This is a genomic window from Herbaspirillum sp. BH-1, from assembly GCF_002870055.1.
GTDB lineage: Bacteria > Pseudomonadota > Gammaproteobacteria > Burkholderiales > Burkholderiaceae_D > Herbaspirillum > Herbaspirillum frisingense.
The window spans coordinates 16,834-35,408 of sequence record NZ_PKOI01000007.1; the positions used below are offsets into that span (position 1 = coordinate 16,834).

The following is an 18,575-nucleotide window of genomic DNA, read 5'->3' on the forward strand; positions in this document are numbered from 1 at the left end:
TCTGCGATGAGCCTGCCCTCCTCCCTTTCTTCGTCCGCCATGGCGATCGAACCATCCGTACAGCCCGCCCCGGCCCTGCCCATGAGCACGGTCGATCGCAGCCAGGGCCTGCTGGCCGGACTGAAATGGCTATTACTGGCCGTGCTGCTGATCGGCCTGGGTGGGCCGTTGCTCTTCATCCTGGCGCAGGCGGTGCTGCAGCCCGATGGCAGCTGGGCCGGTGCGGCGCCGCTGATGGCACTCTTCGCCAACATCAATTTCCTGCCCATGCTGGGGCGCAGCCTCTGGGTCTCGGCCATGACCGCCGTGGTCACGGTGCCGCTGGCCTATGTCTTCGCCTATGCCCTGCAGCGTACGGGCATCCCCTTCAAGGGCCTGTGGCGCGGGATCGGCCTGTTGCCGCTGCTGGCGCCGTCACTGCTGCCGGGCATCGCGCTGATCTACCTGTTTGGCAACCAGGGGCTGTTCAAGGAATGGATGGACGGTAGCATCTATGGCTTCTGGGGCATCTTGCTGGGTGAAGTGTTCTACACCTTTCCGCATGCCATGATGATTCTCCTGTCGGCCCTGTCGCAGGCCGACGGACGCCTCTACGACGCCGCCCATGCCATGGACGCCTCGCGCTGGCGCATCTTCCGCACGGTCACCCTGCCGGCCACGCGCTATGGCATCTTCGGCGCGCTGTGTCTGGTCTTCACGCTCACCATCACCGACTTCGGCGTGCCCAAGATCACCGGCGGCGCCTACAGCGTGCTGGCGGTGGAAGCCTACAAGGCGGTGGTCGGCCAGCAGCAGTTCGGGCGCGGTGCGCTGATCGGCTTGCTGCTGCTGGTGCCGGCCCTGCTGACCTTCGCCCTGGACGGCTGGCTGCAGCGCCGCCAGCGCGCCAACATGAGCAGCCGCTCGGAAGTCTATGTGCCGCGCCCCGACTGGCGGCGTGACGGCGTGAACCTGCTGGCGGTGGCCTTGATCGCCGCCGCCATCCTGATGATGATCGTGGTGGCCATGGGCGCCTCGCTGGTCAAGCTGTGGCCCTACAACCTGCAACTGACGCTGCAGCACTACGACTTCGACAACATGGATGGCGGTGGCTGGCTGGCCTATTTCAACAGCCTGAAACTGGCCTGCGGCACCAGCGTGGTCGGCACCGTGGTGATCTTCAGCGGCGCCTGGCTGATGGAAAAGACCCGGGGCCAGGCGCCGCTATCCGCGCTGCTGCGCATGCTGTGCTTCCTGCCGATGGCGGTGCCGGGACTGGTGCTGGGCCTGGGCAGCCTGCTGTTCTTCAACCATCCGGCCAATCCGTTCAACTTCCTGTACGGGACGATGAGCTTGCTGGTGCTCTGCTCCATCGTGCACTTCTACACCACGGCCCACCTCACGGCCGTCACCGCCCTCAAGCAGCTCGATCCGGAATTCGAGGCGGCCTCGCTGTCGCTGAAGGTGCCGCTGCTGAAGACCTTTATCCGGGTCACCGTGCCGCTGTGCCTGCCGCAGATGCTGGAGATCTTCCGCTACCTGTTCGTCTCCTCGATGACGACGGTGTCCGCAGTGATCTTCCTGTACCGCCCGGACACCGTACTGGCCTCGGTGGCGGTGCTGAACATGGATGATGCCGGCGATGTCGGCCCAGCCGCCGCCATGTCCACCCTGATCCTGCTGACCTCGGCCGCCGCCGCGCTGCTGATGCACCTGGCCGGCAGCCGCTGGCTGGCGCGTGCCCAGGCCTGGCGTCGTGGACGCGCCCACTGACCGGGTTCTCCCCTTGTCCGCTTTTACCCTCGCACTTTTTTACCCTCGCGTTTCCGACGCTTTTTCAACCTAGCCATTCACAGACGAAGGCCATCATGAAAAAAACCAAGCTGTTTTCCCTGCTCGCATCGGTGATCGGCGCCGGCATGCTGTTGGCGGCACCGGCCGTGCACGCGGCCACCACGCTGACCGTCTACACCGCCCTCGAAGCCGATCAAATCAAGGCCTACCAGGCCGCCTTCCAGAAGGTCAACCCGGACATCGAAATCAAGTGGGTGCGCGACTCCACCGGCATCGTCACCGCCAAGCTGCTGGCTGAAAAGGCCAACCCGCAGGCCGATGTGATCTGGGGCCTGGCCGCCACCAGCCTGGCCCTGCTGGACAAGGAAGGCATGCTGACCCCGTACGCACCGCAAGGCCTGTCGGCCATCGACGGCAAGTACCGCAGCGCCGCCAATCCGCCGGCCTGGGTCGGCATGGACGTGTGGGCCTCGGCCATCTGCTTCAACACCGTGGAAGCCCAAAAGCAGGGCCTGCCCAAGCCCACTTCCTGGGCCGACCTGACCAAGCCGGTCTATGCCGGCAAGATCGTCATGCCCAATCCGGCGTCCTCCGGCACCGGCTACCTGGACGTCTCGGCCTGGCTGCAGATGATGGGCGAAGACAAGGGCTGGGCCTACATGGACGCCCTGCACAAGAACATCGGCCAGTACACCCACTCCGGCTCCAAGCCCTGCAAGCAGGCGGCCACTGGTGAATTCCCGATCGGTATCGCCTTTGAGTACCGCGCCGTGAAGACCAAGAAGGAAGGCGCGCCCATCGACGTGATCCTGCCGGCCGAAGGCCTGGGCTGGGACATCGAAGCCACCGCCATCGTCAAGGGCAGCAAGCACCTGGAAGCAGCCAAGAAGCTGGCCGATTTCTCCGCCAGCAAGGAAGCCATGGCCCTGTATGAAAAGAACTTCGCCGTGGTCGCCATCCCGGGCGTGGCCAAGCCGGACGAACTGCTGCCGGCCGACTACGAAAAGCGCCTGATCAAGAACGACTTCACCTGGGCCAGCACCCAGCGCGACCGCATCCTGACCGAGTGGAGCAAGCGCTACGAAAGCAAGTCGGAAAAGAAGCAATAAGTACGCTGCAACAAGTACGCCGCAACAAGGCCTCAAGCCTTGAGGCCTAAGACCTAGGTAGCACCCCGCCGTCGCAGCCCGCCTGCGACGGCGCGCGGAGAGGATCACAGGGCGCCGTCAGAGCGTCCGGCCACAACAGGCAACACGACATCTCGCAAACGTATCCGATGGAGCATTCCCCATGACGCAACCCCCCTCAGAACACGATCCGCAACATTTCGACCTGGCCGTGGTCGGTTCCGGCATCCTCGGCCTGGCGCATGCCTATGCGGCCGTCAAGCGCGGCCTCAAGGTGGCCGTGTTCGAACGCACCAGCACCCCGCTGGGCGCTTCCGTGCGCAACTTCGGCATGGGCCTGGTGACCGGCCAGCCGCCCGGCATCATGCTCGACCTGGCGCGTGAAAGCCGCGCCATCTGGCTGCACCTGGCCGCGCGCGCCCACTTCAGCGCCCGCGAAGCCGGCACCCTGCTGTTTGCCCGCAGTGAAGCCGAGCACGATGTGCTGCAGGAATTCATGATGGTGCGCGCCCGCCAGTACGACTACCGCGCCTCGCTGCTGGAGGGAGACAAGCTCAACGCCCTCTACAACGGCCGCTTCCGCCATCACCGTTCGGCCCTGCATGGCACCGAAGACCTGCAACTGTATTCCCGCGAGGCGATGCCGGCGCTGGTAGCCTACCTGCACTCGCAGGGCGTGCATTTCCGCTTCAATACCCTGGTGCATGGCACGGCCGATGGCCGCCTGTCTACCACGGCCGGCGAATTCCGCGCCGAGCGCGTGGTGGTCTGTTCGGGCCACGACTACCTGACCCTGTTCGCCGATCGCCTGCAGCCGATGAACCTGAAGCAGTGCCGCCTGCAGATGCTGCGCCTGAAGACCGAAGAGCCGCTGCCACTGACCCATGCGGTGCTGACCGGGCTGTCCTGCACCCACTATGGCGCCTTCTCGGACCTGCCGACCGCGCGTGCCGTGCATGCCGAGATCGAGGCCAATGCGCCCCTACTCAACAAGCACGGCATCCACCTGCTGGTCAGCCCCACGCCGTATCAGGAACTGATCGTGGGCGATTCGCATCACTACGGCAGCGATTCGCCACCCTTCAACAGCGAAGAGATCGATGAGTTGATGCTGGGCCTGGTGGAACACACCCTGGCCACCCGGGTCAAGGTGATCGAGCGCTGGCAAGGCGTCTACGGCAGCAAGGGACCGGGACCGTTCTCGGCCCTGCCCATCGATGCCCACACCTCGGTGGTACTGATGCACACCGGCATCGGCATGAGCGTGGGCCTGGGTCTGGGCGAGCGCGTGGTCAAGGCTTTGCTGGAAGGCGACAGCCTGCCCACACCCACTGCCCAGCCGGCACCGGCGACGGCGCTGGCCTGATCGTTTCACCCTCGGCATCCCTCTCCGGCGCGGCGGCCTCGCTGCCGCGCCACCGGTCTTCGACCGGCCCGCCATCCTTCCCCGCGTTCTCGTCCGCTTCCCTTCCCGCTCCACCTGCCCTGACGTTCGCTTCAGGTTTTTCTGCCTGTTCCTGACAGAAAAAACTTCACCCCTTACCTGGGCAGATGCGACCCCCCTGACATCGTCGCTGCATCGCAATAGCCACTCCCAGCCCTGCAAAGCCTTGCCAGAGGCCACTTTGCCTGCTGCAGCGCAACCAGAAATCGGTGTTCTGCGCTGTAAGCTTGTGTAAGTTTGGAGCAAGTCTTGCGTAAGTTTGACGTCGCACACTCCCGGCATGGACAAGTGGGTCCTTACGCAAGCAATGCGAAGCCAATATCGCGGTTTGTGTCTGACGGGGAAGGCGAGGGAGGAATCTTCATGCTGTCTCCGGTGCGTTCTTGCATAACGCCCCATTCGACCATCTGTTGCATCTGTTGCACCTGTTGCATCGCAGGGTCCGTACCCCGGGTACCGCAGGCATCCATGCAGTAGCAATATCAATTAAAACCAAGGAGACAAACATGACCACAGCATCAGTCAACACGACTGCGCGCGGCATCACACCGGAGGAGAAGAAAGTCATCTTCGCCTCGTCGCTAGGCACCGTTTTCGAATGGTATGACTTCTACCTCTACGGCTCGCTCGCAGCCATCATCGCCAAGCAGTTCTTCGCCGGCACCGATCCCAACACCGCCTTCATCTTCGCGCTGCTGGCCTTTGCCGCGGGCTTCATCGTGCGCCCCTTCGGCGCGCTGGTGTTCGGCCGCCTGGGTGACCTGGTGGGTCGCAAGTACACCTTCCTGGTGACCATCTTGATCATGGGCGCATCGACCTTCATCGTCGGCGTGCTGCCCAACTACAACTCCATCGGCATCACCGCCCCGATCATCCTGATCATCCTGCGCATCCTCCAGGGTCTGGCACTGGGCGGCGAGTATGGCGGTGCGGCTACCTACGTGGCCGAACACGCGCCGGAAGGCCGTCGCGGCGCCTTCACCGCCTGGATCCAGACCACCGCCACGATGGGCCTGTTCCTGTCCCTGCTGGTGATCCTGGGCGTGCGTACCGCCGTGGGTGAAGCCGCCTTCGCCGACTGGGGCTGGCGCATTCCCTTCCTGGTCTCCATCCTGCTGCTGGCCATCTCGGTGTGGATCCGCATGTCCATGAACGAGTCGCCGGCCTTCCTGAAGATGAAGGCTGAGGGCAAGACCTCCAAGGCTCCGCTGACCGAAGCCTTCGGCCAGTGGAAGAACCTGAAGCTGGTCATCCTGGCGCTGGTGGGCCTGACCGCCGGCCAGGCCGTGGTGTGGTACACGGGTCAGTTCTATGCCCTGTTCTTCCTGACCCAGACCCTGAAGGTCGATGGTCCCACCGCCAACATCCTGATCGCTGCCGCCCTGCTGCTGGCGACGCCGTTCTTCCTGTTCTTCGGTTCGCTGTCGGACAAGATCGGCCGCAAGCCCATCATCCTGGGGGGTTGCCTGATCGCTGCCGTCACCTACTTCCCGATCTTCAACGGCCTGACCCACTTCGCCAACCCGGCGCTGGAATCGGCTCTGCAAAAGTCGCCGGTGATCGTGACCGCCGACCCGGCCAGCTGCCAGTTCCAGTTCAACCCGACCGGTACCAAGAAGTTCACCTCGTCCTGCGACATCGTGAAGGCCAAGCTGTCGGCCGCTTCGGTGAACTACCAGAACGTGGCAGGCGCACCGGGCTCGGTGGCCACCGTCAAGATCGGCGATCGCGTCATCACCTCCTATGAGGCCAACGGCCTGTCCAAGGATGACGCGGCCGCCAAGGACAAGCAACTGTCCAAGGAACTGGCTGACGACATCAAGGCTGCCGGCTACCCGAGCAAGGCTGATCCGGAGCAGATGAACAAGCCCATGGTCCTGCTGCTGCTGTTCATCCTGGTGCTGTACGTGACCATGGTCTACGGCCCGATCGCCGCCGCCCTGGTGGAAATGTTCCCGACCCGCATCCGCTACACCTCCATGTCCATGCCCTACCACATCGGTAACGGCTGGTTTGGCGGCCTGCTGCCGACCACCTCCTTCGCGCTGGTGGCCTTCAAGGGCGACATCTACTACGGTCTGTGGTATCCGATCGTGATCGCGCTTGTCACCGTGGTCATCGGCCTGCTGTTCGTCAAGGAAACCGTGCACAACAACATCCACGACTGACCGCAACACATACCCGCTCTAACGCCCCGCGCCCTGTCGCGGGGCTTTTCTTTTGGGCAGCGCCGTCCTTGGCGTGTTCACCGCGCTGGCCGCGTTCGCCCGACCTGCCTTCTCTTCCACTAGTTCCATCAAGCCCTGTGCCGCAATCGACAGGCTGCGCCCCTTGGGCGTGACGATCAGCAAGGGCCGCACCAGGTCGGGGGCATCCAGCGGGATGGCCACCAGCTCCGGCAGGCGGAACTGGAACAAGGTCAGCTCCGGCACCACGCTCACGCCCAGACCGCTTTCGATGAGGGCGGCCACGGTGGCCAGGTGCTCCACTTCCAGTCCGGTATGGATCACCGCGCCCGGGCGCAGGGCTGCGTCCAGGTGCTGGCGCACGCTGGTGGAACGGGCCAGGTGGATCATCTCGCAGCCGGCCAGTTGCGCTACCTTGATGCGGCGCTTGCCGGCCAGCTTGTGGTCGCGTCGACAGACCAGATAGAACGGATCGCTGTACAGCGGGCGGGTATCGAACTCCAGCAGGTTCGGTCCCGGCGCGGTCAGTGCGATATCGGCCTTGCCCTGGCGCAGCAGGTCCAGGCAGTGGTCTGAAATGGCGTCGAACAGCTCCAGCATCACCCCCGGATAGCGACGCCGGTACTGCGCCAACACCGGCGGCAGCCAGCCCGCCGCCAGCGACGGCAAGGCGGCGATGGCCACCCGGCCCTTGCGGCGCGCCACGTAGTCGCTCATGTCGGCGAAGGCGGCCTCGATGTCGTGCACCAGCTGGCGCGCCACCTGCACGAACAGTTCACCTTCCGGCGTCAGGGTCACATTGCGGGTATCGCGCTCGAACAGCCGCGCTCCGGCGGCGGCTTCCAGCTTCTGGATCATGGCGCTGAAGGCGGATTGCGAGACATGGCAGCGCTCGGCCGCATGGCCGAAATGGCGGCAGTCGACCAGGGCCAGGAAGGCCTGCAGCAATCGCGTGGAGATATTGGTTTGCATGGCGAAGGTGGGCCGGCCATTATCCTGAAAAACCGGTCAATCAATCGAAAAAAGCGACTTTACAACAAAATCGACCGCCACCTACACTCGCCCTGCTCACCTCCCGCAGCCTCAGTACACAACAATGATCCGGCGCGTTGGAAGTGATGACAACACAAGAACATCAAACCAAACACCGGAGACACGCATGTTAGCGCTGCTAGGCTTTGTCACGATCGTATCCTTGTTCACCGCCATCCTCACCAAGAAGATGTCGCCGCTGGTGGCGCTGATCGCCATTCCCATCATCGCCGCGCTGATCGGTGGCTTCGGTCTGCAGACCTCGAAGTTCATCGTCCAGGGCGTGACCGCCATTGCGCCGGTGGCGGGCATGTTCGTGTTTGCGATCCTGTTCTTCGGCATCGTCACCGATGCCGGCATGCTGGACCCCATCATCAGTCGCATCCTCAAGACGGTGGGCAGCCGGCCCACGCGCATCGTGCCGGGTACCGCCCTGCTGGCGCTGCTGATCCACCTGGACGGCTCGGGCGCGGTGACCTTCCTGATCACCATCCCGGCCATGCTGCCGCTGTACAACCGGCTGGGCATCGACAAGCGCATCCTGGCCTGCGTGGCCTCGCTGGCGGCCGGGGTGAACTTCCTGCCCTGGACCGGGCCGATGATCCGCGCCTCGGCGGCGCTGCATATCCCGGTGTCGGACATCTTCACGCCGCTGGTGCCGGTGCAGCTGGTGGGGCTGGCCTTTGTCTTCATCGCCTCCTACCTGCTGGGCCTGAAGGAAGAACGTCGCCTCGGCCTGGGCAAGGGATCCACGGTGGACTTCGTGCAGCAGCATGAGCTGAGCGAGGCGCAAATGAAGATCCGCCGGCCGCAGAATTTCTGGGCCAACATCGTGCTCACCGTGTTCGTGCTGGGCGTGATGATCAGCGGCAAGGTCGATCCGGTGGTGATGTTCATGATCGGCGTGGTACTGGCCCTGATGATCAACTACCGCGACGTCACCATGCAGCGCGAGCGCATCGATGCCCATGCCAAGGCGGCGCTGCTGATGGCCAGCATCCTCTTCGCCGCTGGCGTGTTCACCGGCATCATGACCAAGTCGGGCATGCTGACCGCCATGGCCAAGACGGCCGTCGGCCTGGTGCCGCCCGACATGGCCGGCCATATTCCGGTGGTGCTGGGCCTGCTGTCGATGCCGTTGTCGCTGCTGTTCGACCCGGATTCCTTCTATTTCGGCGTGCTGCCGGTGATCGCCGAGGTCAGCCACATGCTGGGCGTACCGACCATCCAGGTGGCGCAGGCGGCGCTGCTGGGTCAGATGACCACCGGTTTCCCGGTCAGCCCCCTGACCCCGGCCACCTTCCTGGTGTGCGGCCTTGCCGGGATCGAACTGGCGGACCACCAGAAGTACACCATTCCCTTCCTGTTCGGCGCCTCGGTGGTGATGACCATCGCCTGCGTGGTGCTGGGCCTGTTCCCGCTGTTCTGAGCCAGCGACCGGCCCCGGGAAAGAAACGTTTTTTGGAGAATTGCATGACCCATGATCCGCAACGCGTCGTGCGCATCGGCGCCGGTGCCGGCTACTCGGGCGACCGTATCGAACCGGCGGCCGAGCTGGCCGAACAGGGACAGCTGGACTACCTGATCTTCGAATGCCTGGCCGAGCGCACCATCGCCATCGGCCAGCAGGCGCGGCTGGCCGACCCGACCAAGGGCTACGATCCACTGCTGGCCGAGCGCATGTATGCCGTGCTCAAGACCTGCGCCGACCAGGGCGTACGCATCATCACCAACATGGGTGCGGCCAATCCGCAGGCCGCAGCCCGACGCATCCGCGAGATCGCCCGCGAGCTGGGTCTGACGCAGCTGAAGGTCGCCGCCGTCATCGGCGACGACGTGCTGGAGGCGGTGCAGGCCGGCGACTTCCGCATCGAGGACAATGGCCAGCCGGTGGCATCCCTGGGAGATCGCCTCATCTCGGCCAATGCCTACCTGGGCGTGGCCCCCATCCTGGAAGCCCTGCAAGCCGGCGCCGACGTGATCGTCACCGGCCGGGTGGCCGATCCGGCACTGGTGCTGGCGCCATTGGTGTACGAATTCGGCTGGGCCGCCGATGACTGGGACAAGCTGGGCCAGGGCACCTTGGTCGGCCATCTGCTGGAATGCGCAGGCCAGATCACGGGTGGCTACTTTGCCGATCCTGGCAGGAAGGATGTGGCCGGACTGGCGCGATTGGGATTTCCCATCGGCGAGATCAGCGCCGACGGCAGTGCCGTCATCACCAAGGTCGCCGGCTCCGGTGGCCAGGTGACGGCGCAGACCTGCAAGGAACAACTGCTCTATGAAATCCATGATCCGAGTGCCTACTACACGCCGGACGTGATCGCCGATTTCTCGCAGGTGCAGATCACCGAAATCGGCCCTGACCGCGTCGCCGTCACCGGCGGCCGTGGCCGCGCGCGCCCGGAAACACTGAAGACCACGCTGGGCTACCGCGACAGCTTCATCGGCGAGGGCCAGATTTCCTATGCCGGACCGGGAGCGCAAGCCCGCGCCCAGCTGGCCGCCGATATCGTACGCGAGCGCCTGGCGCTGACCGGCGTGCAGACCGACGAGCTGCGCCTGGACCTGATCGGCGTGAACGCCATCAGCAGCGCGCAGATGGCGTCGGCGGCCCATGCGCCAGAGCCACAGGAAGTGCGCCTGCGCGTGGCCGGACGCACGGCCAGCATGAAGGAAGCGGTACGCATCGGCAACGAGGTCGAAACCCTCTACACCAATGGCCCGGCCGGTGGCGGTGGCGCGACCAAGGCCGCCCGCGAGGTCATTGCCGTGCTATCGCTGCTGCTGCCGCGCAGCCTGGTGCACCCATCCGTTCATATCGAGGAGGTCTGACATGCAACTCAGAGACATCGCCCATTCGCGCGCCGGGGACAAGGGCGACATTTCCAATATCTCGGTGATTGCCTACCGCATCGAAGACTATGCCCTGCTGGAACGCGAACTGACCGTCGAGCGGGTACGGGCGCATTTTGCAGGGGTCGTGCGGGGAGAAGTGGTGCGCTACGCCTTGCCGCAGCTGGGGGCGCTCAATTTCGTGATGCAGCGCGCACTGGGCGGCGGCGTGACGCGCTCATTGGCGCTGGATGCGCATGGGAAGGCGTTGTCGGGGGTGATGCTGGGGATGGAACTGTAGCATTGAGAATCATCTGGAAATTCTCGTAACACGAGAAGAAAGAAAGAGCGCTGTTTTGGCTGCAGTTAGGTGACATTAGAGCGACGTTGGAGCGATGCGGAGAACCTTTGTTGGTCATAAATTACCCCAGGGAAAAATAGGCAAGTTTTCACCGATTACTTCGCCCGAAACAGCGTACATTGCGACTGTCCAAAGCCGGCAAGATTTGGTATCGTCCGCCCGTGATTCATTCTCGCACTGCATCAGCTCCCTGCTGATACTCTCCCCCCATTATGAAAAAACCAACTCGACTCGGCACGCCGCTTTCTCCTTCCGCCACCAAGGTCATGCTGCTGGGCTCCGGCGAACTGGGCAAGGAAGTCATCATTGCCCTGCAACGCCTGGGCGTGGAAGTGATCGCCGTTGACCGTTATGAAAACGCGCCCGGCCATCAGGTCGCGCATCGCGCCCACGTGATTAACATGACCGACGGCGCAGCCCTGGCCGCCCTGATCGAGCAGGAGCAGCCGGACCTGATCGTGCCCGAGATCGAGGCCATCGCCACCGAAACCCTGGTCAAGCTGGAAGAAGCCGGCCGCGCCCGTGTCATCCCGACCGCCCGCGCCGCCTGGCTGACCATGAACCGCGAGGGCATCCGCCGTCTGGCCGGTGAAACACTGAGCCTGGCGACCTCGCCCTATCGCTTCGCCGACAGCCTCGACGAGCTCAAGGCCGCCATCGACCAGATCGGCTATCCGTGCGTGATCAAGCCGGTCATGTCCTCCTCCGGCAAGGGCCAGTCCAAGATCGACAGCGCCGACGAGATCGAAGGCGCCTGGAACTACGCCGCCGCCGGCGGCCGCGTGGACTCCGGTCGCGTGATCGTGGAAGGCTTCATCGACTTCGACTACGAAATCACGCTTCTGACGGTGCGCTCGCTCAACGAAAACGGCGAGACCATCACCAGCTTCTGCGACCCCATCGGTCACGTGCAGGTCAAGGGCGACTATGTCGAATCCTGGCAGCCGCACCCGATGCCGGGCGCCGCGCTGGAGAAGGCCCGCGACATCGCCCGCAAGGTCACCGAGAACCTGGGCGGCCTGGGTCTGTTCGGGGTGGAACTGTTCGTCAAGGGCGACATGGTCTGGTTCTCCGAAGTCAGCCCGCGTCCGCACGACACCGGCATGGTCACCATGGTCAGCCAGGTGCAGAGCGAGTTCGAACTGCATGCCAAGGCCATCCTTGGCCTGCCGGTCAATACCGCCCTGCGCACTCCGGGTGCATCGGCCGTCATCTACGGCCAGCATGAAGCCCGTGGCATCGCCTTCGACGGCGTAGCCGAGGCACTGCGCATCCCCGGCGCCGATATCCGTCTGTTCGGCAAGCCCGAGTCCTTCGCCCGTCGCCGCATGGGCGTGGCCCTGGCCGCCGCCGACAATGTGGAAACCGCCCGCATCCGCGCCAAGCAGGCCGCAGCCAAGGTCAAGCCGGTGATCCCGGAATAAGGATCGCAAACGATCTGGCCGACGGGCTCCGAGTTGCATCGGAGCCCGTTTTGTTTTGGGGCCGGCAACGCGGCGGGGAAACGATATAAACAATATGCCCGTCGGCTCTGGTTATAATCGTCGCCTCCCTCCACAACAGCAGCTTTGCTCACGATCATGAAGTGCGATGTCGCCATCATCGGCAGCGGTCTGGCCGGTCTCTCCGTAGCTCTCCATCTTGCCGAAAAGTATCAGGTCGTGGTCGTCTCCAAGGGCGAACTGCTGGACGGCGCCAGCAACTGGGCGCAAGGCGGCATCGCCGCCGTGCTGGATTCCGGCGACAGCCACGCCCAGCACATCGAGGACACGCTGGTGGCCGGCGCCGGCCTGTGTGACGAAGGCGCCACCCGCGCCATCGTCGAACAAGGTCGCCAGGCCATCGAATGGCTGATCGCCCAGGGCGTACCCTTCACCCGCGACGACAGCGCCGAGCTGGGCTACCACCTGACCCGCGAGGGCGGCCACAGCCAGCGCCGCATCATCCACGCCGCCGATGCCACCGGGCATGCGGTGCAGGTGACGCTGGAACAGCGCGTGCGCGCCCACCCCAACATCACCCTGCTGGAACACCACTGCGCCATCGACCTGATCCACGCCGGCAAGCGCGATCGCGAGGCCGAGCCACGTTGCCTGGGCGTGCATGTGCAGGACAGCCAGAGCGGCCGGGTGCTGGCCATCGCCGCCGGACGCACCGTGCTGGCCACCGGGGGTGCGGGCAAGGTCTATCTGTACACCTCCAATCCGGATTCGGCCACCGGTGACGGCATTGCCATGGCCTGGCGCGCTGGCTGCCGGGTGGCCAACATGGAATTCATCCAGTTCCATCCGACCTGCCTGTATCACCCCTATGCCAAGTCCTTCCTCATCAGCGAGGCGCTGCGCGGCGAAGGCGCCCTGCTCAAGCTGCCGGCCTCGGCCGGTGCGGCCGCCGGCCAGCGCTTCATGCCCGAGCACGATGCCCGGGCCGAGCTGGCGCCGCGCGACATCGTGGCCCGCGCCATTGACTTCGAGATGAAGAAGCGCGGCCTGGACCATGTGGACCTGGACATCAGCCACCAGAGCCCGGCCTTCATCGCCGAGCACTTCCCGACCATCCAGGCGCGCTGCCTGGAGTTCGGCATCGACATCACGCGCCAGCCGATCCCGGTGGTGCCGGCCGCCCACTACACCTGCGGCGGCGTGGTGACCGACATGGCCGGTCGCACCGACCTGCCCGGGCTGTACGCCGTGGGCGAGACCGCCTATACGGGCTTGCACGGCGCCAACCGGCTGGCCAGCAATTCGCTGCTGGAGTGCGTGGTGCTGGGACGCGCCGCGGCTGCGGACATCGAGCGCGAACTGGCCGCTGGCACCTGGCGCGTGGCCGACCTGCCGGGCTGGGATGAAAGCCGTGTCACCGATGCCGACGAGGAAGTCGTCATCGCCCACAACTGGGACGAACTGCGTCGCTTCATGTGGAACTATGTGAGCATCGTGCGCACCGACAAGCGCCTGGAGCGCGCCCAGCATCGCATCCGCCTGCTCAAGGAAGAGATCGACGAGTATTACGCCAACTTCCGCGTCTCGCGCGATCTGCTGGAACTGCGCAACCTGGTGGACGTGGCGCAGTTGATCGTCTCCAGCGCACTGATGCGCAAGGAAAGCCGGGGACTGCACTTCAGCCAGGACTATCCGCGCACGCTGCCCCGGGCCACGCCGACCATCCTGCCCGGGCGGCAATGATGCGCCAGCGTCCTGCCTCGCACCGGCTTGCCGGCGTGACAAAGAGGTAGGGACATCAAGCGACAAGGCCCGCCGGGTTTCCCCGGCGGGCCTTGTCGTTCCAGCGTACGGACAGCGTCAGCCGACCACGCGCAGGGAAAAGTCGGTGGCCTGGATATCCTTGGTCAGGCTGCCGATGGAAATGCGGTCCACGCCCGTCTCGGCAATGGCACGCACGGTCTGCATGTTGATGCCGCCGGAAGCCTCCAGCAAGGCGCGTCCGGCAGTGATGGCCACGGCCTCTCGCATCAGCTCCAGCGAGAAATTGTCCAGCAGGATGGATTGCGCGCCGGCCTGCAGCGCTTCCTCCAGCTCCTGCAGGTTCTCCACCTCGACCTGGATGGTGACACCGGCATTGAGCTTGATGGCAGCGGCCACGGCGGCCGTGATGCCACCGGCGGCGGCGATGTGGTTTTCCTTGATCAGGATGCCATCGTACAGCGCCAGGCGCTGGTTGGCGCCGCCACCGACGCGCACCGCGTACTTCTGCGCCAGGCGCAGGCCCGGCAGGGTCTTGCGGGTATCCAGGATGGACGCAGCTGTACCCTGCACCACCTCCACGTAACGGCGGGTGGCGCTGGCAACGCCCGAAAGCAGCTGCAGGAAGTTCAGCGCACCGCGCTCGGCGGTCAGCAAGGCACGGGCCGGGCCTTCGATGGTGCAGACCTCGCTGTCGGCCGTCATCATCTCCCCTTCGGCGTAGCGCCAGCTGACCTGCAGACGCGGATCAAGGCGGGTCATGACGGCTTCGAACCAGGGCGCACCGCACAGCACGGCGGCTTCGCGCACGATCACGCGGGCCTTGACGAACTCGCTCTCCGGCACCAGCAGGCCGGTGTAGTCGCAGTCACCGACGTCTTCGGCGATGGCCTGGTTGACGTTGGCGTCGAAGGCCGCATGCAGTGCCGGATCGAAGGGCGCGAAGGGATTGCGCAGATTGCTGGCGGCGACGGTGGAGGCCGAGGACGCGGATTTGAGGGCGTGGAGAGTCATGCGGGGCCGATTCCTGCAAACAGTTGCTGTTCATCTTCAAGGCGCGCCGACGGGCGGACCTTGGCCTTGCGCTGGGCGGCGAAGTCCAGCATGCGATCGATGCAGACCACGGCCTGCTGGCCCACGGCGGGATCGACATGGATTTCGTTGGCGCCGGTTTCCAGCACGTGCAGCAGATTCTGCAAGCCGTTCATGGCCATCCACGGGCAATGCGCGCAACTCTTGCAGGTAGCGCTGTTGCCGGCCGTGGGGGCGTCGATGAAACGCTTGCCGGGGGCGGCGGCGCGCATCTTGTGCAGGATGCCGTTGTCGGTGGCGACGATGAAGGCCGGGGCGTCAGACGCTTGCACGGCGGCGATCAGTTGCGAGGTTGAACCGATCACGTCGGCCTGGGCTACCACGGCCTCGGGCGACTCGGGGTGCACCAGCACCAGCGCATCGGGGTGTTCGGCGCGCATCAGCTCCAGTTCCACGCCCTTGAATTCGTCGTGCACCAGGCAGGAACCCTGCCACAGCAGCATGTCGGCGCCGGTCTGCTTCTGGATGTAGCTGCCCAGGTGCTTGTCGGGTGCCCACAGGATCTTCTTGCCCTGCGCGTGCAGGTGCTGGACGATCTCCAGGCCGATGCCGGAGGTCACCATCCAGTCGGCCCTGGCCTTCACAGCCGCACTGGTATTGGCATAGACCACCACGGTGCGGTCCGGGTGCTGGTCGCAGAAGGCAGCAAATTCGTCGGCCGGGCAACCCAGGTCCAGCGAACAGGTCGCCTCCAGGTCGGGCATGAGGATGCGCTTTTCCGGGCTCAGGATCTTGGCGGTCTCGCCCATGAAGCGCACGCCGGCCACCACCAGGGTCTGGGCGGCGTGATCACGGCCGAAACGCGCCATTTCCAGCGAATCGGAGACGCAGCCGCCGGTTTCCTCGGCCAGGTCCTGCAGGTCTCCATCGACGTAGTAGTGCGCCACCAGCACCGCCTGCTTTTCCTTGAGCAGTTGGCGGATGCGCGCTTTCAGCTGCGCGCGTTCCTCGGGGCTGGGCGTGGCCGGTACCTTGGCCCACGCATTGGCGGTACAACTGCCGCCGGTCTCCATTTGCGGTCGCTCGAACTCGACGACCTTGGTTGCTGTTGCTTGCATGGCGGTCAACAATGCTTTGCGATGAGGGGTTATTCGATGCCCTGGCTGGCCAGGTAGTCTTCGTAATTGCCACGGAAGTCGATCACCTGGCCGTCCTTCACTTCGAGGATGCGGGTGGCCAGCGACGACACGAATTCGCGGTCATGCGAGACGAAGATCAGCGTGCCGGCATACTTTTCCAGCGCGATGTTAAGCGACTCGATGGACTCCATGTCCATGTGGTTGGTCGGTTCGTCCATCAGCAGCACGTTATGGCGGCCCAGCATCAGCTTGCCGTACATCATGCGGCCCTTTTCGCCACCGGAGAGCACCTTCACGGACTTCTTGACGTCGTCGCCGGAGAACAGCAGACGACCCAGGATGCCGCGCACGGCCTGGTCGTCGTCGCCTTCCTGGGTCCACTTGCCCATCCAGTCGGTCAGGGTCTCGCCGGCAGCGAATTCCTCGGTCGGATCCTGCGGCATGTAGCCCACGTTGGCGTTCTCGGCCCACTTCACCTGGCCGGAATCGGGATGCAGGCCGGTGACGTCGCCGCCGATGCTGCGCAACAGCGTGGTCTTACCGGCACCGTTGGCGCCGATGATGGCGATCTTCTCGCCGGCTTCGACCATGATGCTGAAGTTCTTGAAGATGTCGCGGTCGTAGGTCTTGGTGATGCCCTGGGTTTCCACGGCCAGGCGGTGCAGCTTCTTCTCGCCTTCGAAGCGCACGAAGGGATTCACGCGGGAAGACGGCTTGATGTCCTCGACCTTGATCTTGTCGATCTGCTTGGCACGCGAAGTCGCCTGGCGGGCCTTGGACTTGTTGGCCGAGAAGCGGCGCACGAAGTCCTGCAGTTCGGCGACCTTTTCCTTGGCCTTGGCGTTCACAGCCAGTTGCTGGGCGCGTGCCTGGGAGGAGGCCAGCATGTACTCGTCGTAGTTGCCGGGGTAGATCTTCAGGGTGCCATAGTCCATGTCGGCCATGTGGGTGCAGACCTGGTTCAGGAAGTGGCGATCGTGGGAAATGATGATCATGGTGGAATTGCGCTCGTTGAGCACGTCTTCCAGCCAGCGGATGGTGTTGATGTCCAGGTTGTTGGTCGGTTCGTCCAGCAGCAGGATATCGGGGTTGGAGAACAGCGCCTGCGCCAGCAGCACGCGCAGCTTCCAGCCGGGGGCGACGTTGCTCATGGGACCGTTGTGCTGTTCGATAGGCACGCCCACGCCCAGCAGCAGTTCGCCGGCACGCGCTTCGGCGGTATAGCCGTCGAATTCGGCAAAGCGGGCTTCCAGGTCGGCCGCCTTCATGTAGTCGTCGTCGGTGGCATCCGGGTTGGCATAGATGGCGTCGCGCTCGGACATGGCATCCCACATCTCGACGTGGCCCATCATGACCACGTCCAGCACGCGCATCTCTTCGTAGGCGAACTGGTCCTGGCGCAATTTACCCAGGCGTTCGTTGACGTCCAGGCTGACGTTGCCGCCCGATGGTTCCAGATCGCCACCCAGGATCTTCATGAAGGTGGACTTGCCGCAGCCATTGGCGCCGATCAGGCCATAGCGATTGCCATCGCCGAACTTGACGGAAATATTCTCGAACAACGGCTTGGCGCCGAACTGCATGGTGATGTTTGCGGTGGATAGCACTGCGAAAACCTTTTCAAAAATGTAACTTGCGTGCGCCAGTCCAGGCCACAGCCGCGGCACGCGAAACGGCGGATTTTACCACTGCGCGCCCGCCACGGCTTGCCTGCGGCCGCTGGCGAGTGCGCGAAACTTGTCAAACAGCCATTCCCAAACCCGCTTTGACTGTCTGCGACTTACAATTGCGCGGGATTTTTAGCCCCAGGATGAGGCTCTACCCACTTTGTCACTCTGGAAACTGCAAGCATGAAGCAAGCCACCCCGGCCCTTGCGGCCACCCTGATGCTCTCCACCCTGGCCATGGGCCACGCCCTGGCCGCCGAGACCGGCTACAACATCTGGACCAACGAATACACCGTGTCCCGCCAGCAACTGCAAAGCGCCATCGCGCCACAATTTCCGCGCAAGCTGCGCTACATGGACATCTTCGACGTCACCTTGAGCAATCCGCGCCTGGGCATGTTGCCGGGCGAAAACCGCATGAACACTGTGGTCGATGCGCAGATTGCCAACCCGCTGCTGCTGCAGCGCCCGGTCAATGCGGTACTAACACTGAGCAGCGCCTTCAAGTACGACCCGGCCACCCGCTCGCTGCGCCTGGACGCCCCCAAGGTGGACAAGGTCGACAGCACCGACCTGCCGCCGCAGTATGCGCAGCAGCTGACCGCGCTGGGTAACGCCGCTGCCGACCAGTTCCTGCGCGACTACGCGCTCTATACCTTCACGCCAGAACAGATGCAGATGAATGGCAAACGCTTCGAACCCGGCAAGATCACCGTCGAAAAGGATGCGGTGAAGGTCGAGGTCAAGGAGCAATAAGCACCCTGCCCGCACCTGCT

14 protein-coding genes are annotated in these 18,575 nt (G+C 64.3%); 10 read left to right on the plus strand and 4 right to left on the minus strand.

Features of this window, described 5'->3' with window-relative positions:
- The first annotated feature begins 6 nt into the window (after positions 1 to 6).
- The 4 genes from HBH1_RS11360 (at position 7) to HBH1_RS11375 (ending at position 6,512) form a co-directional block, all read left to right on the plus strand.
- Positions 7 to 1,752, plus strand: coding sequence for a putative 2-aminoethylphosphonate ABC transporter permease subunit (locus HBH1_RS11360; RefSeq protein WP_102662851.1), 1,746 nt, complete (start codon positions 7 to 9; stop codon positions 1,750 to 1,752).
- 146 nt (positions 1,753 to 1,898) lie between these two features.
- The gene (locus HBH1_RS11365; RefSeq protein ID WP_369878616.1) at positions 1,899 to 2,882 is read left to right on the plus strand and encodes a putative 2-aminoethylphosphonate ABC transporter substrate-binding protein; all 984 of its coding nucleotides are present in this window, start codon (positions 1,899 to 1,901) and stop codon (positions 2,880 to 2,882) included.
- 181 nt (positions 2,883 to 3,063) lie between these two features.
- Positions 3,064 to 4,266, plus strand: a complete 1,203-nt coding sequence (locus HBH1_RS11370; protein WP_102662853.1) for a TIGR03364 family FAD-dependent oxidoreductase — start codon at positions 3,064 to 3,066, stop codon at positions 4,264 to 4,266.
- A 584-nt stretch (positions 4,267 to 4,850) separates the two neighbouring features.
- Positions 4,851 to 6,512 (plus strand): MFS transporter, encoded by a 1,662-nt coding sequence (locus HBH1_RS11375; protein ID WP_102662854.1) that lies wholly within the window; start codon positions 4,851 to 4,853, stop codon positions 6,510 to 6,512.
- Positions 6,513 to 6,530: 18 nt separating this feature from the next.
- Here the strand turns inward: HBH1_RS11375 and HBH1_RS11380 are convergent, their stop codons facing one another.
- Positions 6,531 to 7,502: a LysR family transcriptional regulator gene (locus tag HBH1_RS11380; RefSeq protein ID WP_102662855.1), complete on the minus strand. Its 972-nt coding sequence runs from the start codon at positions 7,500 to 7,502 to the stop codon at positions 6,531 to 6,533.
- A gap of 187 nt (positions 7,503 to 7,689) precedes the next feature.
- On the opposite strand from HBH1_RS11380, the gene HBH1_RS11385 reads away from it, so the two are divergent.
- The 5 genes from HBH1_RS11385 (at position 7,690) to nadB (ending at position 13,943) form a co-directional block, all read left to right on the plus strand.
- Positions 7,690 to 8,991: a CitMHS family transporter gene (locus HBH1_RS11385; RefSeq protein WP_102662856.1), complete on the plus strand. Its 1,302-nt coding sequence runs from the start codon at positions 7,690 to 7,692 to the stop codon at positions 8,989 to 8,991.
- Between the two features lie 44 nt (positions 8,992 to 9,035).
- A complete protein-coding gene (locus HBH1_RS11390) occupies positions 9,036 to 10,397 on the plus strand; it encodes an acyclic terpene utilization AtuA family protein (RefSeq protein WP_102662857.1) in 1,362 nt (453 codons plus the stop codon).
- A 1-nt stretch (position 10,398) separates the two neighbouring features.
- The gene (locus HBH1_RS11395) at positions 10,399 to 10,698 is read left to right on the plus strand and encodes an AtuA-related protein (protein WP_102662858.1); all 300 of its coding nucleotides are present in this window, start codon (positions 10,399 to 10,401) and stop codon (positions 10,696 to 10,698) included.
- 272 nt (positions 10,699 to 10,970) lie between these two features.
- On the plus strand, positions 10,971 to 12,182 hold the full coding sequence (purT, locus tag HBH1_RS11400) for a formate-dependent phosphoribosylglycinamide formyltransferase (protein WP_102662859.1): 1,212 nt from the start codon (positions 10,971 to 10,973) through the stop codon (positions 12,180 to 12,182).
- A gap of 156 nt (positions 12,183 to 12,338) precedes the next feature.
- Entirely contained in the window at positions 12,339 to 13,943 is a 1,605-nt protein-coding gene (nadB, locus tag HBH1_RS11405) for an L-aspartate oxidase (protein WP_102662860.1), read from the plus strand.
- A 117-nt stretch (positions 13,944 to 14,060) separates the two neighbouring features.
- Here nadB and nadC read toward each other — a convergent pair whose 3' ends face one another.
- From nadC to HBH1_RS11420, 3 genes are read right to left on the minus strand one after another with little or no spacing between them, the layout of a single operon-like run.
- Positions 14,061 to 14,975, minus strand: a complete 915-nt coding sequence (nadC, locus tag HBH1_RS11410; protein ID WP_102662861.1) for a carboxylating nicotinate-nucleotide diphosphorylase — start codon at positions 14,973 to 14,975, stop codon at positions 14,061 to 14,063.
- Positions 14,972 to 16,111: a quinolinate synthase NadA gene (nadA, locus tag HBH1_RS11415; RefSeq protein ID WP_102662997.1), complete on the minus strand. Its 1,140-nt coding sequence runs from the start codon at positions 16,109 to 16,111 to the stop codon at positions 14,972 to 14,974. Before nadA ends, nadC begins: the two co-directional genes overlap by 4 nt.
- A 29-nt stretch (positions 16,112 to 16,140) precedes the next feature.
- Positions 16,141 to 17,739, minus strand: a complete 1,599-nt coding sequence (locus HBH1_RS11420) for an ABC-F family ATPase (RefSeq protein ID WP_006712651.1) — start codon at positions 17,737 to 17,739, stop codon at positions 16,141 to 16,143.
- A gap of 243 nt (positions 17,740 to 17,982) precedes the next feature.
- Here HBH1_RS11420 and HBH1_RS11425 point away from each other — a divergent pair, with 243 nt between their 5' ends.
- A complete protein-coding gene (locus HBH1_RS11425; protein WP_102662862.1) occupies positions 17,983 to 18,555 on the plus strand; it encodes a DUF1439 domain-containing protein in 573 nt (190 codons plus the stop codon).
- Positions 18,556 to 18,575 lie beyond the last annotated feature (20 nt).